Genomic DNA, 26640 nt, shown 5'->3' with positions numbered 1-26640 from the left:
TTTATGTTGTTTAACGCTATTAGCGAGCGGGCTTTGTTGCGTGGATATCTAATCGTCATTGCGAGCAGTCGTAGACTGCGTGGCAATCTCATGCAATAATAACAAACTCCTGAGATTGCTTCGTCAATTGCTACGCAATTTCCTCGCAATGACGACGAGGTGTCTACGCAACAATACCTCCTCACAATGACGATTTAAGATGAAAGTGAAATAAGCTTAAGAACGACTTTCTAATTTTTGTATTAGTGCCTTAAAGCCTTGATTTTTTAAAGTATCGGTAAACTCGTCTTGTTGAGCTCCAATAAGACTTACACCTTCCGTAATTATATCAGAAACTTTAAAAACGTCTTTTCCGTTTCCTTTCATTTCACGTACAAGATATTCTACTTTAATAGGGTCTTGCTCTTTATTACTAATGATATTCATAGCAACCATAAAATCGGTTGAGCTTAAAGGACGAACTCCTACTATTTTAGGCTGTTTGCCTTTATAATCTTTTATTAAATCAGTATAAGATTTAGTAACATATTTAGAGTAAACTTTGATGAATTCCTGAACCTGCCCACCTGATAAAGTTTTTATCCCATTTCTGCCTAATGTATATTTAGCCATCCAATCAAAATCTAGGTTCTGAGACATTAACTCACGTGCTTTAGCAATTTTTACTCGCTCAGATAACTTACTATCGTTTAATATACTAGAAGCTTCATTTACTAAATTAGTAACGTAACTGTTCAAACCGGCAGGCACTTTTTCATTAGAATAAGCGTAAAACGTCATAACTAATAAAAATAAACCTGTAATAATTTTTTGCATATAATCCTCTTTAATTTCATTAATTCTTGGGTTTAGGACATTTAAAATTTTCAGGATATTGAACCGATGCTTCACGAACACGATGTAATGCTGATCTAATAGCCACATAAGGATCGGTAGAATTCTTCATCACATAATCACTAAACGGTAATACAACATATCGATCGTTTATTTTACTAACTGCTAGTACTCCTAAGTCAAAATCATTATGAGTGTAGTACATTAATGGATTAAGAGCATAATTAGTAATTACCGAATCCGTCATATCTCTTGCGTTAGTACTACCGATTATCGGCAATACTAAATAAGGACCTGGGGCAACTCCATAATGTGCGAGGGTACTACCGAAAGTTTGACGATCAGACGGCAAACCTACTTTACCTGCCACGTCAAATAAACCGCCTATGCCAAGCGTCGTGTTAATGAGAAACCGCCAAACGCTTTTCATAGTTTTATCGTAATTTAACTGAAGCCCGTAATTTACCGCCGTAAGCGGTGTATCGACATTACTGACGAAACTATTAACGCGTGCTTTTACATAATCATTCGTGATGTTCTTATAACCTATCGCTAAAGGACGCAATATTATATAATCTAATACAGAATTAAATACAAACACTTTACGGTTAAATTTTTCATATGGATCATAAACTTCCACGCAACCGTTTTCATTGCTTCCACCATTATAGTTATATATTTCATTATCAACATATTCAAGATCAGCTCTTATCGATAATGAACATAAAATAATGGATAATATAATTAATATTCTCATTGATTTATGCTGTTTTCTTACAAACAATAATACTATATTTATTGTTTTCCGCTAGTATTATTTCTTCCGAAGTTAATATAGTAAAATTATTTTTTTGTAAAAAATTATTTATTTCATTCAAGTTAAAAATAAATTCTTTGCGTTTTACTGAAAATTGTGTCTTCGTCGCATTCGGTAAACAAAGGGCAAAATACCCTTGTTTATTAAGAGATGAGTATATTAAATTAAAATATTCTATTAAATTGTTAGTAAACGATAATCCGCAAAAACTAAAAATAATATCAAATTTATTAGAGTTTTGTTTTAAAAATTCATCGATAGCAATATTATATATTTGATCGTAAATTTTAGTGTTCGGGTAATATGTTGCTTGTAACTTATTCATTAAAGCAGAAACTTCTACACCGGTTAAAGTAAAACGTTCCGGAAAACGTTTTTGTATTTCATAACCTACAAGCCCTATATTACTTCCAAGTTCCAAAATAGAGTAATTATCCGGTAAATCAGATATCTGCTTAAGTGCTTCATTAACAAACCTATACGGAAGATGGATATTTTTATCGTTATTAAAAATAGTAGGATAATATTGTGCAGTTAAATCACGATATTTTCCACAAATTTCTTGAGGTATTTCAGTAATATCCTTATAATTTTTCAAAAAATTTATAAATATAGGTTTATATTTTTCATTAGATTTTTCTAAATATTCTATAGCTTGCCTGTAATTATTTTTTAAAAAATAAACCCATCCGAGTTGAGAATATACTTTAGAATCATTAGGATTAAAAAATTTATCGACTAGTTTAAACCTAAGTAATGCATCATTTAAATTACCTCTATATAAATGATCGAGTCCAAGTTGATAATTAGTTTCGGTTAAATGAGAGAATTTATATTTACAATCACTTATATAATTTTTAAATTCTAAAATTTTATTCTTAATAAAATTCGGTACATTTATTATAGTTAAGCAATAATGTTTGATTTTGTCTTTTATTTTACCGAGCATAGTTTAATTACTAAATTAATATTACTTACTATAATAAAGCATATCTTGATAAATTTTTAAATAAAATAATAATTTTACTTGTGAATTAATGGTATTGAAGCTAGGATGTACATGTTATTATATGTACATCAGTAGGTAGCTCATGAACTCAATTAGCGGCACTTCATTTAGAAAAAACTTAAGCTCTGTACTAAATACCGTAGAAAACGATCATGTCCCTTATCTTATTAAAAGAAAGAATCATAAGAATATTATTCTTTTAACCGAAGAAGAATATGAATCTACAAAAGAAACATTTATATTCTGTCAATACTAAACAAATTATAATATATAATTGTAGATTTCATTATAAGAATTAATATTTATTTCTTGAAATTACCGATTTTACTATAGCTTTCATTTAATACGGACTCAAATTATGTCAATTATTTCTACGAGGCTAAGTTCTATAAAACCGTCGCCGACCCTTGCAGTCGTTAAAAAAACTCTTGAACTTAAAAAAGCGGGAGTTGATATTATCACACTCGGTGCCGGTGAGCCTGATTTTGATACGCCTGACAATATTAAGGAAGCGGCGATTAAAGCGATTAAAGACGGCTTTACTAAATATACTAACGTTGAGGGTATGCCTCTTTTAAAGCAAGCAATAAAAGACAAATTCAAACGTGAAAATAATATAGATTACGAACTTGATGAAATAATAGTAAGCACCGGCGGTAAGCAAGTTATATATAATTTGTTTATGGCATCTTTAGACCAAGGGGATGAGGTAATTATTCCAGCACCCTATTGGGTTTCATATCCTGATATGGTTGCACTTAGCACAGGAACACCTGTTTTTGTAAATTGCGGAATTGAAAATAACTTTAAATTAAGTGCAGAAGCTTTAGAACGTTCAATTACGGATAAAACTAAGTGGCTTATTATTAACTCACCTAGTAATCCAACAGGTGCAAGCTATAATTTTGAAGAACTAGAAAATATTGCTAAAGTTTTAAGAAAATATTCACATGTAAACGTAATGTCCGATGATATTTACGAGCATATTACTTTTGATGATTTTAAATTTTATACATTAGCCCAAATAGCACCTGATTTAAAAAAGAGAATATTTACCGTAAACGGAGTATCTAAAGCTTATTCTATGACGGGTTGGCGTATAGGCTACGGTGCAGGCTCTAAAACTTTGATTAAAGCAATGACTATTATTCAGTCGCAAAGTACTTCAAACCCTTGTTCAATAAGTCAAATGGCTGCTATTGAAGCATTAAACGGTCCTCAAGATTATATAAAGCCTAATGCTTTAAATTATCAAAAAAAGCGTGATCTTGCTTTATCAATTTTGAAAAGAGTAAAATATTTTGAATGCTATAAGCCGGAAGGGGCGTTTTACTTATTTGTTAAATGCGATAAAATATTTGGGCATAAAACTAAATCAGGAACAATTATTGCAAATAGTAATGATTTTGCCGAATATTTACTTGAAGAAGCAAAAGTTGCCGTAGTACCTGGTATCGCTTTCGGCTTAGAGGGATATTTTAGAATCTCTTATGCTACTTCTATGGAAGAGCTAGAAAAAGCTTGTATTAGAATTGAGAGAACAATCGATGTCATTCCTGCTTAAGGCTTTGCATGGATACCAAATCGTCATTGCGAACAGCCATAGGCTGCGTGACAATCTCGTCAAATATCCTGAGATTGCTTCGTCACTTACTTCGTAATTTCCTCGCAATGACGGAAAAGTTAAAAAGCCACCTAAACCAACAAAAAAATAATGCGGAAAGTTTTTAAAAAATTTTTAAAAAATAATAAATACGTACTTAGTATAATTACTATTTTACTATATTGGTATTTGCGTTTTGTTTACTTTACTTCAAAGCAGAAATTTATATTTTACGATAACGGCAATAAGGAAAAATTCCTAAACGAACAAGGGGTAATCTTTGCATTTTGGCATAATATGCTTGCCTTAAGTCCGTCTATGTTTATAGGACATAGAAATATCTATGCTTTAATATCACCGCATTTAGACGGAAAAATTTTAAACGATCTAGTAGGAAAATTCGGTTGCAGAGTGATAGTAGGTTCTACTAATAAAAATCCAATTGGAGCTTTACGTAATATTATAGGTAAGTTATCTCAAGGTGCAAATATAATAGTCACGCCGGACGGTCCTAAAGGACCGGTATATAAAGTAAATAGCGGTATTACCGAAATTGCCTATAGATATAACACAAAACTTATTACTATAGTCAGCTCCACTTCTAGATGTTTCAGATTAAAAAGTTGGGATAAATTAATAATACCCCTACCGTTTGGTACCATTAAAATCATAGTTGGCTCGCCTTTAGAACTCACAAATGATAAAATACAAAACCATATAAGCCTTGAAAAACAATTAGCAAGCTTAACAGAAAGTTTAAAGAAATGATGTTATTATATTATGCTTTAAGCTTTATATTATTACCTGTTTATTTTATCATAATTCTTATACGTTTATTAATAGGTAAAGAAGATATAAGACGCATCCAAGAGCGTTTTGCTATTGGCAAACACAGACAAGACAATTCATTAGACTTTATGCAAACGTCCGCTAATAAAGAGGAATTTAAAGGAGACACTTCACTGCGAACCACAGCGTATACACTAATACGTGAGGATGAAGGGTTAGGATCGACGTATAAATTACCTTTAGAAGCAAGTGATGCACGAAGGCTGATATGGATTAATGCAGCAAGCATTGGCGAGTCTATGGTAGCTTTAACATTAATACATAATATAAGTAAACGCTACCCTGACGTTCGTTTTCTAGTAACTTCTTGGACTAACAGCTCCGCTAAAATATTAACTGCCAAATTACCTAAAATAGCAGTTCACCAATTTTTACCGATAGATAATATTATTTTTACTCGAAAATTTTTAAGAAATTGGCAACCTGATTTAGGCATTTTTATAGAATCGGAATTATGGCCGTGTACTATTAATGAGGGAGCAAAGCAGTGTAAATTACTACTAGTTAATGCTCGTATTTCCGATAAATCGTTTAAAGCTTGGCTACAAAGAAAAAGCTTTTTTCAGCTTATTCTCAAAAATTGCAGTAAAATTATCGTGCAAAGCGAACGTGACTTACAAAAATTCAATGAACTTGGCGTATCAGATGCAGTGAATTTAGGCAATATTAAATTTGCCAACGAAAAACTTCCGGTTAATCAAGAAGAGTTATCAAAATTAAGCTTACATTTAGACAATAAGCGAGTCGTGCTATTTGCCAGCACTCACCCCGAAGATGAAGAGGTGATTTTGCCTATAATCAAAAACCTAAAAGAGCAGTTTTTAGACTGCTATATTATCTTAATTCCAAGACATCCTGAGCGAGTTAAATCAATTATCGATAATTGTAAGTCACATAATTTATCCGCTACCGCTAAGTCGCAAAATGATTTACCTGTTTTAAGCGATGATCTTTATATAGTTGATAGGTTCGGCGAAATGGGACTATTTTTTTCTGTAGCTACAATTTCTTTTATCGGCGGTTCTTTTAAACAAGGCGGGCATAATATTTTAGAAGCAGCATATTTCTCTAATTGTATTATATTCGGTCCCGATATGAGCAAAAACACCGATATCGCTAAAGGCGTACTGCAAAATGAAGCAGCTATCCAAATCAAAAACGGTGAAGATTTACTAACTAAACTAACATATCTACTCAGGTCTAATAATGCTCTAGAACTTACAGCTTACCGCGAAAATGCTTTAAAATTTATTAAGGACAACCAAAAAGTCCTAGATGAATATTTAAAAGTAATTACGAAGTTTCTTTGATAGAATTTAACTAAAAACTCTTATTCTCCTAAAAGCTCTATAGTAAATTCAGGATCTACGTGACTGATTTCTATACTTCCGTTATTTTCTAGTATTTTCTTATTCAAATACCTATAATACCCACTACTTATAGGCAAAGAACATAATTCACCTTTATAAACGGTTAAGGCCGGATACCATTGGTTATGAAAAATTATAGGTGGGTTTGGCAACGATAACTTATTTAATTTTCCGTCTCTACCGTAATGTATCTTTAAAAAAAAAGCAGAATCTGCTTTAGGCATGTTTGCCCCATCAGAATATTTTAAAATTAGCGAAATATCAAAAGTTTCTCCTGTATCTTCTGTAGTATCAGGGACAATCATGCTTCTAAATTCTTTAATCTTAACTATACGCTTGTTATTTAATCTTAATGTTAAGGAAGCTTCAATTGTCTCTTCCAACACAATACCGCACTTATAACCGTTTTCGGTTTTAAATTCTTTTTGAACAACTTTAAGCTTAGTAGGTTCAGAAAATATAAATTTTTCCTTACCGGTGCTGTTAAAAATCACTTCCTGGACCGACGACTTCTATTGTACCGATTGTCACTTTATAAGCGTTTGAAAGGGTTTTAGCTCCAATCTTTGCACTATCTACCAGTTTTTTTCCGTATATTTTAGCCTTTTCTCTTTTAGAGGTAGGAGTAGTATTAGGGGGAGTTTGCTCTAAAGGATCTACACGATTAGTTGTCATCGACTGAGTGGGAGTACTCGTATTACCTCGAGACGAAGGATGCTTTGTTATATAAGTTATTTTACTTTCGGCATCAGTACCGAGTACTGCTATTTGTCCACTTCCTATCTTATAGGCGTTTTCTATAATTTTACTTCCTGTGACGGTAACTTTTACTGCCCCTTCTACTGCTTTATAACATGCATAACCGGCACATACTATAATAACTTCAAGCAATTCGGCATCATTATCACTATAATTAGCTTGTCTCCTACGATGCTCTTCGGCAGCATAAATTTGTGCAGCATATTCCTCTTGTGTCCTTGACATAAAATGCTCTTCATTTAAACTAATAATAACAATTAATGTAAGATTTTCTATGATTAAGTCAATATAAATCTTTTATTATAAAGTAAAAAACCGAAAATTATTTATTAATAGCTAGTTGATTGTAGTTAGAGAGATATTATAAATACGAGTTTAGAATAAGCACTTATCCTAAATTCGCCTTTGTTTGCTTTGAAAAGGTGTGAGTGAGTATTCACGAGTTTTTTACTGTCACCTAGTTCAATTGACCACGGGAAGGTATTATTGCGTGGATAGAAAAACGTATTCGGTGTCATACCGTGGTTTGACCACGGTATTCATAAAAATAACTAGTATTAGGTGTTTTTACATTTTTACTGGATCCCGCGATCAAGTCGCGGGATGACAGGATAGAATTGTATCTGCACAACAACGCATGCTCGCAATGACGATTTGGTATCCACGCGGGAATGACATTGAAGCTATGAAACAAGCCCATTAACCTTGCGTAATGGCAGCTACTTCATCGGCAAAGTTTTTTTCTTCGTGTTCTATACCTTCACCAAGTTCGTATCTAATAAATTTGGCAATTTTAATTTCTGCACCGAGTTCTTTTTCAGCATTTTTAATTACTTCCGCAACGGTAAGTTTAGGTTCAAATAAGAAATTTTGCTGAAGTAATACAACTTCCGAGAAGAATTTACGTATTCTACCTTCTACCATTTTTGCTATAATATTATCAGGCTTTCCTTCTTCTTTAGATTTTTCAAAAAATACTTTTCTCTCACGCTCTACGAGTGCTTGATCCAAGCTTGAATCATCTATACTTTGCGGGTTATTTCCTGCTACATGAACAGCAATTTGTTTAGCTAAAGCTTCTAGTTTTGCTTTATCTTTTGCGTTAGACGCAAGACCTACTAATACGGAAATTTTTCCTAAATTCGATACAACTTCATTATGCACGTACGAACCGATTGCTCCTTCAGATATCTCTAATATATCCATACGACGTAATGTTAAATTTTCACCGATTGTAGCGATATTTTCTATAATTTCTTCTTCAACTGATTTACCGCTTTGCATTTTAAATGTTTTTAGCGTGTCTATAGTTTTTGCAATTACTGCAAGATTTGCAATATCCTTAACTAGATCCTGAAACTGCTCATTTCTAGCAACAAAATCCGTTTCGGAATTTACTTCAATGACCACTCCGGTAAGCCCATCAACTTTTGCAGCCGTTAAACCTTCAGAAGCAATGCGTCCGGCTTTCTTTGCAGCAGCAGCTAAACCTTTCTTACGAAGAAAATCAATAGCTTCTTCAAAATTACCACTGGTTTCTATTAATGCTTTTTTGCAATCCATCATACCTGCACCGGTTTTTTCTCTTAATTCTTTAACTGCTGCAGCACTTATATTTATTTCACTCATACATTACTTTCTCCTTAATTATTATATTTGGCTTGGGTTGTAGCTCGAAGAACGACCCCGGTGTCACCCCGTGGCTTGCTCCTGGGGTCCATAAAAACAATTTAAAATACTAATAATATTATTATTATTTTAAGCTGGATCCCGCGATCAAGTCGCGGGATGACAATGGGAAATCCGATCCATGCAACAACACTTATGCATTATCAGAATTTTTATTTTCATCGACATCATTTAATGCTTGCTCAAATTCTGTATTTGTCTCTTCATCAATATTTTTCGTTTTAGAGAATTTTTTAGCTTGTTTTAATTTAGAAACATTTTTAGAAGTTAACCCCTTATCTGTATGCTCTTGCATAGCACCCATATCAACTCCTGAAGCTTTCATTGATTCTTCAAGTCCTTGTAATGCCGCATCTGCAAATAAACTACAATAAAGTCTTATTGATCTTATAGAATCATCATTACCCGGAATAGGATAATCTACATTATCAGGATTAGAATTAGTATCAACTACTGCAACTATAGGAACATTAAGCTTTACCGCTTCATTAATTGCGATATGCTCTTTATTAGTGTCAATAACTACTAGAAGATCAGGTTTAGAATTAAGATTTCTAATACCGGCAAGAGATAGAAGTAATTTATCTTTCTTACGGCTCATATTGAGTATCTCTTTCTTAGTATAACCCATAAGTGCTTCTTCGTTTTCTAAGGTTTTGTCTAACTTATTTAGCTTTTCTATTGAACCCGCAATAGTTTTCCAGTTAGTTAGCATACCACCAAGCCATCTATGATTTACATAATACTGCCCGCATTTTTCGGCATATTCCGCTATAATATCGCTTGCCTGTATTTTAGTACTTACAAATAATATTTTACCGTCTTTTTTTACAGTTTCATATATTGCATTCAAAGCAACGCTCATTAAAGCGACACTTTGTCTTAAATCGATTATATGAACATCATCACGTTCACCATATATATAAGATGCCATTTTAGGATTCCAGCGTGAGGTCTTGTGACCGAAATGCACGCCCGCATCTAATAATGCTTTAATGTTAACAGATGGTATTTTTGACATTTTTCAATTCTCCTAATTGTTAGTTTATACCTCCGTAAGATGTCCATTCTAATGAACTAACATATATCTTACGTGTGAATTTTTTGCTTAAGTTTTGGATAATCGTCATTGCGAGCAGCCGTAGACTGCGTGGCAATCTCATCAAATATCCTGTGAGATTGCTTCGTCAATTATTACATAATTTCCTCGCAATGACGACTTACAAGCCCATAAATTATATACGCATATTGCGTAATTTACAAGCTTTTATTCTTTTCGCCAAATAGTAGTACCATCAGGTCGATCTTCTAGAATTATTTTTTCCTCTAATAACTGGTTACGAATTTGATCGGCTAATAACCAATTTTTTTGTTTTTTTGCTTCCAAACGCTTATTTACAAGCTCATTTATATAGAGTTCATCCACACCGCTATTAAACCACTCGTGTGGAGTCTTATTCATTAAACCAATAAAATTAGCACAAGTAATAATAGCAGAGGCGTTAAGCTGCCTTTCTTCTTCAGTTTTAGAAATAAAAACACCTTTAGCGTAGTCATTAATGATTTTAACGGCAAGCGGCGTATTCATATCATCAAGTAAGCTTTGCATGAAATCATGAGGTAAATCTATTTTCTGCACATTAATATTTTCTATAGCTCTATACCAATAATCTAAAGTTTTCTTAGCATCTTCTATAGCTTTATCATTATAATCAAGAGGACGCCTATAGTGACTACTTAATAAAAATAACCTTACTACTTCTCCTTGAATTTGTTTATCCATTAAATCCCTTACAGTAATAAAATTACCAAGAGATTTACTCATTTTCTCACCGTTAACCGTTAGAAACCCATTATGTACCCAATATTTAGCATAGGTAGAACTTGGAAAAGCACATCTACTTTGAGCAATCTCATTGGTATGATGCGGAAAGATTAAATCTGCTCCGCCGCCGTGAATATCAAAATTCTCACCTAAATATTTGTAGCTCATGGCTGAACATTCAATATGCCATCCAGGACGACCAAGTCCCCAGGGGCTTTCAAAATTCATATTTGCCGATTCATTTTGCTTTGCCGGTTTCCATAATACAAAATCTTGTGGATTTTTTTTGGTTTTACTATTTTCTACATGCACTCCCTCAAACATTTCTTCTAAATTTCGGTTAGATAATTCCGTATAATTTGGCGCTGATAAAACATCAAAATAAACATGATTATCAGCAATATATGCATGATCTTTTGCTATTAAGCGTTCTATTATTGCGATCATTACATCAATATGCTTTGTAGCTTTCGGCTCAATACTAGGTAACATACAACCTAAATATGCCATATTTTTATGAAACTCTTTCGTAACTTTATCAGTCAACTCATCAATAGTAACACCAAGTAGTGCAGCTCTATCGATAATTTTATCGTCAACATCCGTAATGTTACGTACATATTTTACTGCCTTCTCACCGAATATTTTTATAACTATACGATAAAGTAAATCATATACTACTCCCGACCTACTATTGCCTATATGAGGATTATAATAAACAGTCGGTCCACATACATACATTTTTACGTTAGCTTGATCTTGAGGATTAAAAACCTCTTTAGTACGACTAAGAGTGTTATATAAGTGAAATTGAATTTGCATATTTTATATTTACCAAAAACTGAAGTACATTTCTTTCAAAAGTATTATTACATACTCCTTTTGCAAAAAGTTTAAAATTCGGAGTATACATTAGCTTGTGATATATTAAACACATTTTGGCTAAAAAATTTATTGGTTAACAAAAATTAGTAATTAATAGTTCACATAAGTTAACAAAAATTATATAATTCGCCTCGTTTGTATTTAAAAAATAATAACTAATCGAGGTTTGAATGAATTTACAAAATTCCCACTCAAAAAAATATGTTTTAACTTTTTTCCTGTCAACATGTTTGTTGACTAGTAGCTTTTTAAGTACAAGTGCTAGAGCGGCAAGCTTTAAAGATTTAGTTAGTAAAACCCCGGCATGGGAAAAGCACAATTCAACACAGCAACAAAAGATTTGGAAAAATTTGACTCTAAATGAAAAAATCAAAAAATGGCAAGAAGCAGCTTTAGTTCCTAGTTTTACTCAAGCACAAAATGATCTAGGAATAAAGTATAAGGAAACAGATTTATCAAGTTTTTTAGATAATACTAGACATAAAGCAAGACAAGCAAGAGCTGAAATTTTATTATACATCGCAAGAGTAAAACAACAGGATTTTGATACAAAAAAACAAGAATATATTAATCAAGGTGTAGTTCCTACAGATATAGAAGCAGAAACAAATCTTGGAATAAGTTATGACCCTAGCAAAATAGACAATAATGTAGAACACGATCAAAAGGTACGTCGTGCAGAAAAAGACAAAAAAGCAGTAATTGAACTATATATCAGCTCAATAAACAGAGATATTAAATACAAACATTATGTTGATAATGATATTATCCCTGAAATGCAAGAAGTAAGGACTGCTCTTAACATGAATAAAGATGATGCACAATCTTTTGTTGCTTCAATAAGAACTGAAATTATGGAAAACGCAAAGGGACAATATATAGCCGGTAGCCATATTCCTACAGAAAAAGAGCTAGAGCAGAAATTTGGTACTGATAAAGGTGAGGCAACAAACTATATCGCATCAATAGCAACTCAGATGATGCTTGGTAAAAAATCGTACTATATAGATAATAATATTATCCCTAACGCTAACGAATTAATGAATGAATTTAAGATAGGGCCAGTAAAAGCAACTTCTTATATAAACCAAATAAGAGCCGGAATAGAAGCAAACCAGTTTCTAAACAACAATGATACTACTAAACCATCTACCGGACGCTCTCAAAAAAAGAGCGGAAGCAAAAACGACCATTGGTATATGTCAAATCAAAGTATAAATAATACAGGAACATCTTCACGGATTTTCACGGGTAGAGAAAAGAAACAACGATATTTTTTTGATCCTATAAGTACTTTTAAAACTCACTTTAATACTAGAGCAAGTAAGGGTAATTTAACGCAGTCTCAACACAATATAAATAGAATAATACAACAAGAAGAAAATATTGAAGAATTTAAAAATCTTATTAAAACAGATCCTATAGCAGCATTAACTCTTCAAGTAGATAGTAGTTATAAACAAAAAGCAGTAACGACTATCTTAAGTGATTTTAATGATGATACTATTCAAAGGGTATTATTTAGCAATGATAAGGGACCATTAGATTTCAATACCAATATTGACGTTAAAAATAGACCTATTTTACAAGAATTATTAGAAAATAGTTCTTCTGAAGAAAAAACTAAATTTGCTGAAAGAATTCAAGACTATGCAACACGAAATATATCTAATAGTCAATTTAAAGAAAAGGCACGATTAGATCTTATCAAACTAGCAGCAAGTAAAGATAAGAGTTCAGTAGAAAACTTTTTAACTCTGCAATTAGAGTTAAAAAACAGAATGCAACCCTATATTGTAAACAGCGTCTATATTTTAACACCAGAAATAGTAAAAGAAATAAATATAGAACTAAAAAATAAAGGGCTAATAAGAGATAGTTTAACTAAAGACTATATGATTAAACTAGCAAAAGAAGTAAATAACCACACATTAAATTCAGTAATTAAAGTAATATTATCTGATAGTAACATACTCAGCAATGAAACCAATAAAATTTTAGGGTTAGCAGTAGGTAATAATGCAAATAATTTAGAACAAACACAAAGCGGCATTCCGAATCCACCACCTCTACCGCTAAATGGGGGTATTCCAAATCCGCCTCCTCTACCGCTAAACGGAAGCATACCACCACCCTTACATTCTCAAGGCTTTAGTAGCAACTCTAAACATTTTGATTTAAATCAATTACAAGCAGAATATCCTCACATACATTCATTATATATTCAGTTTACTCACAATACTACTGTTCAATCAAAAGCACCACTTCAACCTACAGCTTCTAGTGCAACCAGCACAGGCAGAAGCACGCCAGAGACAGCTTATGCCAAACTATATGCAGAATATAGAACTGAGACAGGAGGTACAAAAGCTAATGATTTACAAGATCAGCTTATAAAAAGACAAGCTGATCTTACAAATGTTATACGTCAAATATTAACAGAATCATACGCCAACCAAGGAGCTGACGCGAAAACTCTTGTAAATTTATTTAGCATTTCAACCCCTGAAATCGCAGAAAAAGCTAAAGAAGCTTTTAACACCCTTGCTCAAGACCAGTATATAAAAGATATAACCGTAAATGGTAAGAAAACAATAACAAGCGAAGAGATAATTAAAAATCTTTTCAACGAAGACACTGATGATGCAGTAAAACGTATTTTATTATCGTCATGTAAAATATCTGAAGAATTAAAGAGACCTATTAAACTTGAATTCAATAAATCAGAATTGATTAGAGAGTTACAGGGCAAACAAAATCCGTTTGAACAATTAGAATTTGCCTATATTAATGCAAAAAACTTCGATCAAGATATATTTGGCAATAGAGTCGACGAGTTAATTAACAACCCTAATATATTAACTCTAGTACAACAAGCTACTTTTTTAATAACAGAAGATACAAACTTAAGAAAAACAATTAATTCTGATCAAGCACAGGCTAAACTTGATGATTTAAGAACAGCTATTTTAAGCACAATAAAATTTGAAGAATTAATTACAGCAAATTTACCTCAACATGATTTTATTGCTATAGTAAAGGAAAAAGACCCCGAATTATTAAAAGAGTTTTTAAAAGCTACTACTCTCAAACTAACAGGTAATAATAATTTAGATCAATTAAGATTAGCTTTGCCTTCATTTACAGACATGAGCAATGAACAAATAAGAATTCTTTCTAATAAATTAAAGATGCCTATAATATTAAAAGCTCTTAAAGAGTGCTCGCAAGAAAAAGCTAAAAAACACATCCATACCGGAAACATGCCACCACCACCACCGCCACTGCCTGATTCACAAGATTTGGAATTAGCTTATCTAACAAGTTTAGGGATTACTAAATTCAATGCAAATACATCTACTTTTAAAACAACTCCAAAAACTTATCACTTTAGCTCCGATATAGCTTTAAGATATAAAGAATTTACTTTATCAGGACAAAAATCAGCAGGATATAAAGCAAAATACTCCGATGCCGATTTATTGAAAAAAGCTATAGTGGAATCAGTAGCATTTGAGCATTCAAAAAATTTATCTAAAGCTCATCAAAATAATAAGTATTTTGAACAAATCCAAGAAGCAGTCGACACTATGCACTCTAGCTTTATAGGTCCTAGAACTGAAATAGGACAAAAAATACATAATATTTATACTTCTAAACTTTTGGAATTAACAAAAGATAAAGAATTTATTAAATATGTTAAAGATAATATTATACTTAGCAAAAAATTAACGGAGGCGTTTACTTCCGCTGACTCTGATTTTATAGGTCCTAGAACTGAACTAGGACAAAAAATACATAATATTTATATACAGCAATTGACAAAATATCCAGAGGAAGCGGTAAAAGAGGCATTTAATACTGCTAACCCTGATTTTATAGGTCCTAGAACTGAAATAGGGCAAGAAGTACATAATATTTATACTTCTAAACTTTTAGAGTTAGCAAAAGATAAAGAATTGTTTCTATTTGCTCAACAAGTACTAGTAGAGTCTACTGAACTAGAACGAAAATATGGTAGTGATATTCAATCAGAAAATAGTAACAATGAAAAGAAAGTAGGGCGTTTAGATCAGAAAAAATTACAATTATTCAAACAAGAAAACGAAGCTACAAATGACGAATCCTCAACAAAGGATGATACACAACCTGAAGATAGCAATAAAAAGTCAGAGCAATCTGATTCAAAAACCGCTTTATCACCGAGATTATTGAGTTCTAACGATAGCAAAAATGATAAATCATCAGATGACAAAAAATCACTTCTAGCATTAAGATCTAGTGATGAAGACGATAAAGGGTATGCAACTGATGAAGAAGAATTAGAAGAAAGCAATAGCACCACTGACGAAGAATTAAAAAAAGATATAGTTTTAGAAAGCGAAGATGAAGCTATCGATGTGTCATTCAAAACTGAAGCAATTACAGAACAAGATGAGGTGACACAGAGACAACAGGTATCTGATGATACTAGTGGGAAAGTAGCAATATTAGTTCAGGCGACTTCAACTCTTCACAAACCTGTTCACTATAATATAAATGATAGATTAACGGTTGCTGCAATAGGGGCCGGTGATGAAGAAACTATTATAAACAGAGGGGTATGGATTAGCGGCTTATACGGCATCAACAAACAAAGAATTTGGAAGAATATTCCAAAATATCAAAATCGTACAACCGGCATAACCATCGGGACTGATGCTGAATTCATCAATAGTCATGATGTTATAGGAATAGCTTATAGCCGTTTGGAATCCCAAATTAACTATAATAAAAAACTAGGGAAAACAGCAGTTAACGGTCATCTTTTAAGCATTTACAGTCTAAAAGAACTAATTAAAGGTTTCTCATTGCAGACTATAACATCTTACGGTCATAATTATATTAAGAATAGATCTAAAAATATTAATAATATAATTGGAAAATATCAAAACAATAATTTAAGTTTTCAAACTTTATTAAATTATAAATATCGTACAAAATACGATTTACATTTTATTCCTAATATCAGTTTTCAATATGATTATTCAAGAGCTAGCAACTATAAAGAGTATAATGTAGATATAGAAAATCTCATGATTCAAAAGAAATCAAATCAATTATTTGAAAGTAGCCTTGGCGGTAAAATAGTGTTTAAGCCTATAGTGACCACAAACAATATAGTATTAACACCAAGTTTGTATGGTAATATTGAGCATCACTTCAATAATAAAAATACAAAAGTTAATGCAAAAGCGACTTTTAAAGGACAAACATTACAAGAAACAATTATTACACTAAAACAACCTAAGCTTGGATATAATATCGGTAGTAATATACTTATGAGTAGAAAAAATATCAATGTTCTACTTGAGTATAATTATTATACGCATAGAAAGTATCAAAGCCATCAAGGACTTATTAAACTAAAAGTCAATTTGTAAATCACCAATAGAAAATTTAAATAAGGATAAGCTTTTCCTAAGAGCTTATCCTTTCTTAATGAATAGCTATTAAGTACAAGATGACCTAATTGGTCAAAAGGAAAAATATTAAATAAGCTCATAATCCCAATTACAATAAAAGTATCGATAAATAAAGAAATTGCCGTACTAAAATTATTTCTGATCCATAAATAGATATTAATATCAACAAGTTGAGCTATATAACAGGCAAAAGTTGATACTAAAAAAGATATTAGTAGCTTCCAATTTATCCATGAGACTTATTATTAAAACTACTATTATATTAAAAATAATAGCAAGCTTTACACAAAAATTGGCTCTTTCTTTACCGTAAAACTCAGCTATTAAATCCGTTAATAAAAAAGTTAACGGGTAAAAAATTGCTCCTATAGATAATTCAAGAATATAAAAATTAAAAATATTAAGGTAAACAAATTTTTGCTATATTAAGTTTCCTACTATAATAAGGACTGTAAAAAACGTACATAAAATGATATAAATTTTTTCTTTTATATTAAATTCTATAGACATTTCTAAAATTATTTTAGGTGCAAAAATATTGCTGTACTCTAATAATATATATATTGGGAGTTCTGAAAACTATACTAAATTCTCTGATGTCATGCCATTGATCCATAGGTGTTGTTACATGACTCCTGTTATGTCATTCCCGCAAAAGCAGGAATCCAGTACTTTTATCTGTCACCCCGTGGTCAAGCCACGGGGTGACACAGTGGATTTTACCGATCCACGCAACAATACCAACAAAGGTAGACAATGACAAGTATGAGAGATATTACTAAGATAAAGCTGTAACTATTTAGCTATAGGTAAACTATTTTCTGCTTGATTTTCTTCAATTTCATTAATCTTAGAAACTAAATCAGATTTCTTTTTTGAGGAAAGGTTAGCAAGTACTATTGCATTTATTAAAAATAATGTTGTAAGTATTATAGTGCTTTTAGTAAGAAAATTACCGACTGTTTTAGCACTGACTACTCCCATATTATTACCGCCGCTTATACTACTAATTCCATCCGATCCGCTACGCTGCATCAGAATAACTATAATTAGCAATATTGCAATAGTAATATGTACAAAAAGAAGAATGTCTATCATATAATAAAATAATCGTTACCGTATTTTAAATGTAAATCATACATTAGTTTTATATTATTTGCAACTTAGCTTTTAAAATAAACATAATACTATAATAGTATCTGACAGAAACTAGACTAAAATCAGCATATGGGTTTTTCAAGAAAGGTTAAAAACTCACAAAGCTTAGGATGTGTGGTGGTGCTACTAGGGGGAATCGAACCCCCGACCTCTTCATTACCAATGAAGTGCTCTACCCCTGAGCTATAGTAGCAAGATTATTTCAAACCCTTTTTGCCACATATTTGTCATTAAATCAAGAAAAATTTTGGAAATTCGTTTACTCTTTACAAAAAAGCTCTTATTCGATCTCTTCATTCGCTCCACTTATATGTACCCCATCATAAGATGCTACTGTAGTTTCATTAGCATGCATCCCAAATTCTTTCTGTAAATAATCACTTAAAATCTTTAGTGTTTTTTCTTTGGTTTGGCATGCTAATATCATTTTATTATCTTGTACTAACTTGTGTAATTTGGGTATCTCTTCTGCAGTAACAAGCCTCATTGCCAAACAACCATTTTCTTCTTATTGTAGAAGGTCAGCCGTTACACTCGTAGTAACTCTATGACATGTACCGAATAAGTCTAGATCTATCCTTGAAATTGCTTCGTCACGAGTTACTTCTTTAAAAGTTCTGGAATGATTGATGTATCCTCAGAGATACTGGCAAAGACTAATCCCTTTTCAGTTATTTTATGTTCACAAGCATCGCCATAGTAATAACTCTTAGGTTTAAAGACTACAATTTTGTTATTAAATTCAACTAGGTTTGCAGGTTTTGTAATTTTTTTCATATTTTATCTAAACTTCTATTTTTGTAAAAAGATAAGGCAATCAATGCAAAAATACAGCTTAATATGACATAATAAACTGCTGAGGTTACATGCCCTGTTTTGTGTACTAAATATTCAAAGACAAGAGGCGTAGTACCACCAAAAATACTTGTAGCAGTGTTATATGAAATAGAGAGAGCAGTGTTACGTATATTTGTAGGATACAATTCTGCTTGTAATGCCGGTTCAGGACCGATATAGCTAGCAGCAAGTATAGCAAGTATCAATTGTGAGATAATTACACTTGTGAAGGCCCCATTCTCAAAATTATTAAGTAAAAATGGCGTTGTTACAATAATTATTATCAGATTAATTACAAAAATTTTCCTGCGACCTATAATATCGGATAGATAACCGCTTAATAAAGTTACGGCTATCATAATCACGTAACACACGCTAGCAAGGCTATTTACCTCATTTTCAGTAAAGTTGCGGCTGATTTTTAAAAACGATACCAAGTAAATTGTAGTGAGATAGAATATTATCGAACCGGGAGCATTGATAAAAATTGAGATTAATATATCAAACCAATAATTGGTAATGACTTTTTTTAACGGTGATTGTAAAATCTTTTTCTGCTCTCTTAGATTTTTAAAATTCGGTGTTTCGTGTGTATTTTTTTTAATATAAAATGCTGCAAAAAGAATAAAAAAACCAAGTAAAAAAGGTATTCTCCAGCCAAAACTATCAAATTGTGAAGCTGTTAGGATATTCTTAACGATATAAGAAACAAAAGAACCAAGCAATAAACCGGAGCATATACTAGACATTGAAATACTACCGGTGAAGCCTTGGTGTTTATGGCTAGTATGCTCAATAACAAAGGAAATAGAGCCGGTCAAAACTCCCCCCATTGATAATCCTTGTAGAATTCGTACACAAATCATTAATATAGTCGCTGTTATACCGATAGTATAGTAAGTTGGTAATATTCCTATTAATACGGTTGGGGCAGACATGCAAAATAACGCGCTAGTTAAGGCTACTTTGCGTCCAAATCTATCACCGATAACACCAAAAAATATGCCGCCCAACGGTCTTGCCAAATAACCTATAGCAAATACTAAAAAAACTTGCAGTAAAGAAGTATTAGCATCATCATTTGGAAAAAATTTTGTTCCTATTATGGGTGCAAAATAACCGAATAATACATAATCATACCATTCAAAAGTGTTAGCGATACCGCTTGAAAATACTAGTTTACTGCGATTCATGTTTTCTATTCATAGCTTTTTTTTCGGAATATATTATAAACAAGGTGGTAGGAATTATTATTACTGCTCCATGAAGTGTGCTTTTATCAGGAAATTCGTTAAATATGAAATATGCCGCTATTACCGAAATCACCAGCTCTAAATATCTATAAGGAGCGGTAGCGGTTGCATCTACCATAGAAAAAGCTTTAAGCAGGAAGAATAATATTAAGCTTCCGCTACTACCGAGTACAAACAATAAAGCTAATTCAAAACTACTAGGAGTTAGCCAATACTGCGATGCTACAGGTAACGACACTATAGCAGTTACTATTGCCGAATAAAATAGCATGCTAATCATCGATTCTTTTATTACGAATTTTTTATTAATAATATCAAGCATAGCAAATGAAATAGCGGCTAATACAAAATACAAAATTTCTGGGTTAAAATCCTCGGCATGCGGTTTAAGAGTAACAACAAGTCCTATAAATCCTACTACGGTAACTACCCATCTTGGCCAAATAATATTTTCGTTCAGAAAAAATACGGCAAGTATTAAAGTAAATAAAGGAATAGAAAAACTTACGACTGTTGCAGTAGTAACGGGAGCTATGGTAAGACCGTAAGTCCAAGAAGTCATACCGAAAAATAATAATAACCCTCTTAATATATGTACAAAAGGACGACTTGTTTTTAAAGTATTTTTACCATAATAAACAACAAAAGGTAGTAAAACTATGCTACTGAAAAAGAAGCGGAAAAAAGCTACTTCAAAGCTATGTAAACGAGTCCCAAGATATTTAGATATTACATCATTGGCACTACTACTTACTAAACTAAGTAAAAACCAACCTATACCGGTTAAATATGTTTTTAATGCATCATTCATTAATATGCTCCAATAATTTCTATAATTTTACTTAAATGTCTTGACTTTTAGCATAAAAGAATTCTATCTTTTATGACAATGGTATAAATATATAAACAAAAATTTTATATAATAATACGGTAATCAATTTTAAGCAAGTAAAGGTTATAATTATATGTTAAGAATAGTGAAAAAATTAGGGATAATTTTGTTTGTATCCACCATAAGTATTAATAGTTTTGCTAAAAGCATGTATGATGATGTAGACTCTGCTTCTGACTATGATAGTACACCGTATTACGAAAACGAAGGCAGTTTAGTTTTCAAGATGCGTCTAGGAGGTGTTGTTTCAAGTGCTAAGCAAAAAGGATTACCTACTCCTACCTCTCCTCAACCTGTTTCAGTAGGAGAAATGGCAAAAAACGGTTATGGAGGTGATGCGTCCACTACTATATTCTTTAATAATTATTTAGCTACTGAATTATCACTTGGCTTTAATGTTTTACGCACTAAATATACATCCCTTGCAGCCGTTGCTCATAATTATGGCGTTGATAATGTTAAACTAGGAAAAAACAAACCTATTTATATGATTCCTGCAACAGTTACCGGACAATTTCATATAGCTCCTTACGGTGGAATAAGACCATATATAGGTATAGGTTATCACGGTTCTTATATGCTTACTCAAGCTACCGGTCTTAAAATTAGAAACGGACACGGTGCCGTAGGACAAATAGGTGTAGATTTTTATGCTAAAGACGATACTTTAATCAATATTGACGTAAGACAATTTTTCTTAAATCCTAAACTTGAGTATAAACCGAATTTAGTAGGTAATAAAACCATGACCTCTAAAGTTAAACTTAATCCTTTAATAGTTTCTATAGGTATAGGATTTACTTTTTAGCCTTGTTGCATGGTTCTTGAAGCGTATTTGTCATCCCGCGACTTGATATCGCGGGATCCAGTTTTTTTATTTTTTTTGGATACCGTGGTCAAGCCGCGGTATGACACTAAATAGCTAATAATATAAACATACATTCACCTATGTCCCTACAAATTATCCAGTTATTATACTTAGTTGCGGCTGTTTGCTTTATTCTATCACTCAAATTCTTATCCTCACAGAAACAAGCACGTTTAGGCAGTACCATAGGTATTTTAGGGATGGCGATAGCAGTCATCGTTACTTTTTTCCTACCGGATTTTACTCATAAATTACCCATTATAGCAACCATATTATTAGGTGCTGTAATCGGCGGAATTATCGCACTTAAAATCTCCATGACGGCAATGCCTCAATTAGTAGCGGGATTTCACTCTTTTGTCGGTCTTGCTGCGGTATTTGTAGCTTATGCTACAGTACTTGCTCCTGAAAATTTTTCTATAGGAATAGCAGGAAGTTTACCGATTAATGCATTAATAGAAATATCAGTAGGCGTCTCTATCGGTGCTTTAACTTTTAGCGGTTCGATTATAGCTTTTCTAAAACTACAAGGCTTAATGAAAAGTAGCCCGTTAAAATTCTACGGTCAGCAATATATATGCTTATTAACGGCAATAATATTGGTTATTCTAGTAATATCGTTTATTCGTTCAGAGAATATATTTTTATTTAATCTAATAGTCTTTTTATCACTGTTAATCGGAGTATTACTAATAATACCGGTAGGCGGTGCAGATATGCCTGTTATAGTCTCAATGCTAAATTCTTATTCAGGTTTTGCGGCAGCAGGTATAGGCTTTACGCTTAGCAATAGCCTACTTATTATTACTGGAGCATTAGTCGGTAGTAGCGGAGCTATACTTAGCTATATAATGTGCAAAGCGATGAATCGCTCATTAATTAAGGTTATTTTTGGGGCGTTTTTGCCTGCACCTACTGGAATTAACAAGGATATAGACGACGATAAAATAGCAAAAACAAGCTGCCCTGAAGATGCGGCACATTTACTACTTAATACATCATCGGTGATAATTGTTCCCGGTTACGGTATGGCAGTAGCCCAATCTCAGCATATCATAAAAGAGATGGTTGATATATTAGAACGTTCAGATATTAATGTACGTTTTGCCGTACATCCGGTAGCAGGTAGAATGCCGGGGCATATGAATGTTTTACTTGCAGAAGCTAATATAGATTATGAGAAAGTACTTGAGCTTGAAGAAATTAATAGAGATTTCGCTACCACTGACGTAGTGCTTGTGATTGGTGCAAATGACGTAACTAATCCTGCTGCTAAAAATGATCCAAACAGTCCAATTTACGGTATGCCGGTACTCGATGTCGAAAAAGCACGTACGATTTTGTTTATTAAACGTTCTATGGCATCAGGATATGCAGGTATAAAAAATGCGCTATTTTATCACGATAATACTTTTATGTTATTCGGCGATGCTAAGAAAGTAGTTGAGGAGATAGTTAAGTTTCTAAATGAAGATTGACTTAAATAACTCTATTTGTTATAACTTCTTAAATTAAGCCAAAAAACAATTATCATGAATTCGCAAAAAACATTACCGCTTCTGCCAAAAGCCACGGCTATATGGTTAATTGAAAATACTTCTTTAACTTTTAAACAAATTGCCGATTTTTGCGGTATTCATGAATTTGAAATAAAAGGTATGGCTGACGGTGAAGTAGCACAATCTATAAAAGGTTTAAATCCAATTGCAAACGGTCAGTTAACTTTAGAGGAAATTGAGCGTTGCAGTAAAGATCCTAATGCTAATTTACAAATTTCATATAGCCCTGTTTATGAATTGATGAAAAATCAGAAAAAAAAACGTGCTAAATACACTCCTATAGCAAGACGTCAAGATAAACCGGATGCTATATATTGGTTATTGTCTAATTATCCGAACATCCAAGACCATCAAATAATTAAATTAATAGGTACTACTAAAATTACTATAGATGCTATTAGAACCCGTAGCCATTGGAATATGAATTCTATTCGTCCTCGTGATCCCGTATTACTGGGGATCTGTAGTCAAATAGACCTAAATAAAATAGTAGAAAGCCTAAAGCCTCCACAAAATCCTACAAAAGAATCATAAAATTATACTAACTGCTATCCTGCGAAAAGCTTGCTTACGTGAATTATTTTTGATTGTTACCCCGCCTTGATCAGCGTTATTGCGTGGCTCGTTTATGTCATTCCTGTATAGTCAGAACATTGCTGGATGGACCGGTAAAATCCACTATGTCACCCCGTGGCTTGACCCACGGGATCCAAAAAAAATCTAAAATACTATTAATAGTATTTTAAGCTAGATTCCGTGGTCAAGCCACGGAATGACAACGGATGCGTTTTTCAATCCACACTGACAATACTTTTCTCACAAACGGATTTTTTTATGGATTAGAAAAGTGATTATTGCCTAATAAATCGTTTATCGCTAGGTAAAGTATAACTTTTATCGGTAGAACGATAGGGACAAATATCAATTCCTCCACGCCTAGCATATACTATATAAATAGAAAGAAAATCAGGACTTATAGCATTTTTAATATCTGTAAAAATACGCTCAGCACACTGCTCTGCAAACTCATTACAATTTCTAAAAGATATTAAATATTTCAGAAAAGAATCATATTTTAACTTTTTTCCTTTATATTTTATAACGATTGTACCCCAATCCGGTTGACCGGTTACTAGGCAATTTGATTTGAGTAAATTAGAATTAATCTCTTCTTCTACCAAAACATCTTCATACTCAATTAAACTATTATCGGGTGCACCGTAATTATTGCATACTATATCTAAATCATCGATATTTTTACCGCTTGGAACACCAAATTCTACTTTTGTATTTATAGGAAATATACGTCCTGTTACTTTAGCGTGTGTAACATTACTTAGATCCTGCAAGATAATTCTTTCTAGTTCTTTTACTGATTCAACAACAAAGTTATTAAAAGAATTTAGATATAATTTAAATGATTTTGATTCTACTATATTTTCAGAATCCGTCGGTATATAAAAAGTGCCTACTCCAACCCATGGCTTACCGTTCTTATTAAGACAAGATAGTTCATATGTATTCCAAACATCTACACCGTAAAACGGAAGATTATTACTATTTATTCCAAGTTCGTTTCGATTATTTATACGTGGAATTTTAAATAATAAAGTCACATCATAACTATCTTTATAAGTACTTTTTTTACCAAGTAAAGAAGTAGATAAAGGCATTAATTATGCTCCTTGTGCTAAAATTTCTTTTTGTTGTAACTCATCATATTCTTTTAGCATATAACCACGTCCCCATACTGTGTCGATATAATCTCTACCACCGGCAGCATCACTTAACTTTTTACGAAGTTTACAAATAAATACGTCAATAATTTTCATTTCTGGTTCATCAACACTACTATATAAGTGATTTAAGAACATTTCTTTAGTTAAGATAGTTCCTCTTCGGAGTATTAATAGCTCTAAAATAGCATATTCTTTGTTCGTCAAATGTACTTTTTTGCCGTCAACTTCTACACTTCTAGTATCTAGGTTTATGCTAACCTTATCAAACCTAAATACTGATGCTGCATGACCTTTAGAACGTCTAACTATAGCTTTAATTCTAGCAATTAATTCCTCTCTTACAAACGGCTTGGTTAGATAATCATCGGCTCCGGAAGAGAAACCAGTAATCTTTTGATACGTATCCGTTAAGCTAGATAAAATTAAGATTGGGGTTTTTATTTTTGCAGCACGCAATCTTAGTAATATCTCAAAACCATTAATATCCGGTAACATAAGGTCTAAGATTACTAGATCATAACCACCAACTTTACCAAGTCTTAAACCTTCTACACCAACTGAAGCTTTATCGCAAACTATCCCTTCTGAAGCTAAAGTTAGTTCAATTAAGTTAGCCATTTCCGGCTCGCCTTCAATTAACAAAACTTTCATTATTTTTCTCCATAAAATTCAATTTTTATATTGTGCTATAATTTAATTACAGTTAATTATTTATTAAATAATTAACTGATTTTCTTAGTTTTGATGCTCTGACATTTTCTTATGATATAAGGCACCAAAATCTATAGGATCAATCATTAAAGGCTGGAATCCTGCATCTTGAGTACAGCTAGCTATAATTTTTCTGGCAAATGGAAATATCATTGCCGGACAATGAACGGATAATAAAACCGGATGTTGTTCAGAATCAATATTAATTAAATTAAATACTCCAGCATATTTTAATTCTATCTGAAATAATTTATATTTCTCATTTCTTGCAATTGCCTCGATATTTAACTCTACTTCATAGAAATTTTCTTCCGATAAATTAGTAATATTTATATCTAGAGATAAATCAATTTGAGGGCGTTGATCCAAAGCCGCAAGAGAAGACGGGGCAGAAGGGTTCTCAAGAGATAAATCTTTTATATATTGTGCATTAACGGAAATATGCGGCATTGTCTCATTAGTATCGGTGTTTATTGTACTCATAAAAATCCTTATTAAAAATTTAATATAATTTTCTA

The 26640-nt window shown here is 32.3% G+C and carries 25 protein-coding genes, 1 tRNA gene and 1 pseudogene; 9 read left to right on the top strand and 18 right to left on the bottom strand.

All coding sequences use genetic code 11. The annotated features are described in order from the left end of the window. Window positions 1-216 precede the first annotated feature (216 nt). From RSL_RS00670 to RSL_RS00660, 3 genes are read right to left on the bottom strand one after another with little or no spacing between them, the layout of a single operon-like run. Complete coding sequence (locus tag RSL_RS00670; RefSeq protein ID WP_004996745.1) at window positions 217-816, bottom strand: MlaC/ttg2D family ABC transporter substrate-binding protein; 600 nt, start codon at window positions 814-816, stop codon at window positions 217-219. Window positions 817-835: 19 nt separating this feature from the next. After that, window positions 836-1591: an MlaA family lipoprotein gene (locus RSL_RS00665; RefSeq protein ID WP_014273162.1), complete on the bottom strand. Its 756-nt coding sequence runs from the start codon at window positions 1589-1591 to the stop codon at window positions 836-838. A 4-nt stretch (window positions 1592-1595) separates the two neighbouring features. Beyond that, window positions 1596-2600 (bottom strand): methyltransferase domain-containing protein, encoded by a 1005-nt coding sequence (locus RSL_RS00660; RefSeq protein ID WP_014273161.1) that lies wholly within the window; start codon window positions 2598-2600, stop codon window positions 1596-1598. Between the two features lie 142 nt (window positions 2601-2742). Between RSL_RS00660 and RSL_RS00655 the strand changes: the two genes are divergently transcribed. The 4 genes from RSL_RS00655 to waaA all read left to right on the top strand — a co-directional run bounded on the left by RSL_RS00655 (window position 2743) and on the right by waaA (window position 6422). Beyond that, on the top strand, window positions 2743-2916 hold the full coding sequence (locus tag RSL_RS00655; RefSeq protein ID WP_014273160.1) for a type II toxin-antitoxin system Phd/YefM family antitoxin: 174 nt from the start codon (window positions 2743-2745) through the stop codon (window positions 2914-2916). A 102-nt stretch (window positions 2917-3018) separates the two neighbouring features. Next, the gene (locus RSL_RS00650; RefSeq protein ID WP_014273159.1) at window positions 3019-4224 is read left to right on the top strand and encodes a pyridoxal phosphate-dependent aminotransferase; all 1206 of its coding nucleotides are present in this window, start codon (window positions 3019-3021) and stop codon (window positions 4222-4224) included. A gap of 150 nt (window positions 4225-4374) precedes the next feature. Next, window positions 4375-5031 (top strand): lysophospholipid acyltransferase family protein, encoded by a 657-nt coding sequence (locus tag RSL_RS00645; protein ID WP_012736612.1) that lies wholly within the window; start codon window positions 4375-4377, stop codon window positions 5029-5031. After that, window positions 5028-6422, top strand: a complete 1395-nt coding sequence (gene waaA, locus RSL_RS00640; protein ID WP_014273158.1) for a lipid IV(A) 3-deoxy-D-manno-octulosonic acid transferase — start codon at window positions 5028-5030, stop codon at window positions 6420-6422. Before RSL_RS00645 ends, waaA begins: the two co-directional genes overlap by 4 nt. Before the next feature lie 20 nt (window positions 6423-6442). On the opposite strand, the gene RSL_RS08460 is transcribed toward waaA, so the two are convergent. The 5 genes from RSL_RS08460 to cysS all read right to left on the bottom strand — a co-directional run bounded on the left by RSL_RS08460 (window position 6443) and on the right by cysS (window position 11577). Continuing rightward, window positions 6443-6976, bottom strand: a complete 534-nt coding sequence (locus tag RSL_RS08460; protein WP_014419693.1) for a Sca4 family protein — start codon at window positions 6974-6976, stop codon at window positions 6443-6445. Continuing rightward, the gene (locus RSL_RS00630) at window positions 6966-7466 is read right to left on the bottom strand and encodes a hypothetical protein (protein WP_014419692.1); all 501 of its coding nucleotides are present in this window, start codon (window positions 7464-7466) and stop codon (window positions 6966-6968) included. The genes RSL_RS08460 and RSL_RS00630 overlap by 11 nt, the downstream gene beginning before the upstream one ends. A 474-nt stretch (window positions 7467-7940) precedes the next feature. Beyond that, on the bottom strand, window positions 7941-8870 hold the full coding sequence (gene tsf / locus RSL_RS00625) for a translation elongation factor Ts (protein ID WP_014273157.1): 930 nt from the start codon (window positions 8868-8870) through the stop codon (window positions 7941-7943). Between the two features lie 193 nt (window positions 8871-9063). Next, entirely contained in the window at window positions 9064-9951 is an 888-nt protein-coding gene (gene rpsB, locus RSL_RS00620; protein ID WP_014273156.1) for a 30S ribosomal protein S2, read from the bottom strand. 246 nt (window positions 9952-10197) lie between these two features. Further along, the gene (cysS, locus tag RSL_RS00615; protein ID WP_014273155.1) at window positions 10198-11577 is read right to left on the bottom strand and encodes a cysteine--tRNA ligase; all 1380 of its coding nucleotides are present in this window, start codon (window positions 11575-11577) and stop codon (window positions 10198-10200) included. Window positions 11578-11810: 233 nt separating this feature from the next. Between cysS and RSL_RS00610 the strand changes: the two genes are divergently transcribed. Continuing rightward, on the top strand, window positions 11811-17063 hold the full coding sequence (locus tag RSL_RS00610) for a surface cell antigen Sca2 (protein WP_193384667.1): 5253 nt from the start codon (window positions 11811-11813) through the stop codon (window positions 17061-17063). Here RSL_RS00610 and RSL_RS07250 read toward each other — a convergent pair. Next, window positions 17030-17615, bottom strand: a pseudogene (locus RSL_RS07250) (VUT family protein). The gene RSL_RS00610 and the pseudogene RSL_RS07250 sit on opposite strands and share 34 nt — an antisense overlap. A gap of 118 nt (window positions 17616-17733) precedes the next feature. On the opposite strand from RSL_RS07250, the gene RSL_RS10355 reads away from it, so the two are divergent. Beyond that, complete coding sequence (locus tag RSL_RS10355; RefSeq protein ID WP_014273152.1) at window positions 17734-17865, top strand: hypothetical protein; 132 nt, start codon at window positions 17734-17736, stop codon at window positions 17863-17865. A 35-nt stretch (window positions 17866-17900) separates the two neighbouring features. Here the strand turns inward: RSL_RS10355 and secG are convergent, their stop codons facing one another. From secG to RSL_RS00585, 6 genes are all read right to left on the bottom strand, one after another. Further along, window positions 17901-18203, bottom strand: coding sequence for a preprotein translocase subunit SecG (gene secG, locus RSL_RS00605; RefSeq protein WP_004996773.1), 303 nt, complete (start codon window positions 18201-18203; stop codon window positions 17901-17903). Between the two features lie 178 nt (window positions 18204-18381). Next, window positions 18382-18456: transfer RNA gene (locus RSL_RS00600), tRNA-Thr, on the bottom strand. An 87-nt stretch (window positions 18457-18543) separates the two neighbouring features. Continuing rightward, window positions 18544-18756 (bottom strand): hypothetical protein, encoded by a 213-nt coding sequence (locus RSL_RS00595; RefSeq protein ID WP_014273150.1) that lies wholly within the window; start codon window positions 18754-18756, stop codon window positions 18544-18546. Between the two features lie 107 nt (window positions 18757-18863). After that, window positions 18864-19040, bottom strand: coding sequence for a hypothetical protein (locus RSL_RS09205; RefSeq protein WP_014419691.1), 177 nt, complete (start codon window positions 19038-19040; stop codon window positions 18864-18866). Continuing rightward, window positions 19037-20293, bottom strand: coding sequence for an MFS transporter (locus RSL_RS00590; protein WP_014273149.1), 1257 nt, complete (start codon window positions 20291-20293; stop codon window positions 19037-19039). Before RSL_RS00590 ends, RSL_RS09205 begins: the two co-directional genes overlap by 4 nt. After that, window positions 20280-21164: a DMT family transporter gene (locus tag RSL_RS00585; RefSeq protein ID WP_004996775.1), complete on the bottom strand. Its 885-nt coding sequence runs from the start codon at window positions 21162-21164 to the stop codon at window positions 20280-20282. Before RSL_RS00585 ends, RSL_RS00590 begins: the two co-directional genes overlap by 14 nt. A gap of 154 nt (window positions 21165-21318) precedes the next feature. On the opposite strand from RSL_RS00585, the gene RSL_RS00580 reads away from it, so the two are divergent. The 3 genes from RSL_RS00580 to RSL_RS00570 all read left to right on the top strand — a co-directional run bounded on the left by RSL_RS00580 (window position 21319) and on the right by RSL_RS00570 (window position 24206). Then, complete coding sequence (locus RSL_RS00580) at window positions 21319-22053, top strand: OmpW family outer membrane protein (protein WP_014273148.1); 735 nt, start codon at window positions 21319-21321, stop codon at window positions 22051-22053. A gap of 140 nt (window positions 22054-22193) precedes the next feature. Then, window positions 22194-23591 carry an NAD(P)(+) transhydrogenase (Re/Si-specific) subunit beta gene (locus tag RSL_RS00575; RefSeq protein WP_014273147.1) on the top strand — a complete coding sequence of 466 codons (1398 nt, stop codon included), beginning with the start codon at window positions 22194-22196 and terminating at the stop codon, window positions 23589-23591. Window positions 23592-23645: 54 nt separating this feature from the next. Then, complete coding sequence (locus RSL_RS00570; RefSeq protein ID WP_014273146.1) at window positions 23646-24206, top strand: DUF1013 domain-containing protein; 561 nt, start codon at window positions 23646-23648, stop codon at window positions 24204-24206. A gap of 317 nt (window positions 24207-24523) precedes the next feature. On the opposite strand, the gene queF is transcribed toward RSL_RS00570, so the two are convergent. The 3 genes from queF to secB form a co-directional block, all read right to left on the bottom strand. After that, on the bottom strand, window positions 24524-25345 hold the full coding sequence (queF, locus tag RSL_RS00565) for an NADPH-dependent 7-cyano-7-deazaguanine reductase QueF (protein WP_004996784.1): 822 nt from the start codon (window positions 25343-25345) through the stop codon (window positions 24524-24526). A gap of 3 nt (window positions 25346-25348) precedes the next feature. Beyond that, complete coding sequence (gene ctrA, locus RSL_RS00560; protein ID WP_014273145.1) at window positions 25349-26062, bottom strand: response regulator transcription factor CtrA; 714 nt, start codon at window positions 26060-26062, stop codon at window positions 25349-25351. An 84-nt stretch (window positions 26063-26146) separates the two neighbouring features. Next, window positions 26147-26605 (bottom strand): protein-export chaperone SecB, encoded by a 459-nt coding sequence (secB, locus tag RSL_RS00555; RefSeq protein WP_004996787.1) that lies wholly within the window; start codon window positions 26603-26605, stop codon window positions 26147-26149. Between the last annotated feature and the right edge of the window lie 35 nt (window positions 26606-26640).

It is taken from the genome of Rickettsia slovaca 13-B (assembly GCF_000237845.1).
GTDB lineage: Bacteria > Pseudomonadota > Alphaproteobacteria > Rickettsiales > Rickettsiaceae > Rickettsia > Rickettsia rickettsii.
This window is presented reverse-complemented; position numbering and strand designations above follow the sequence as displayed.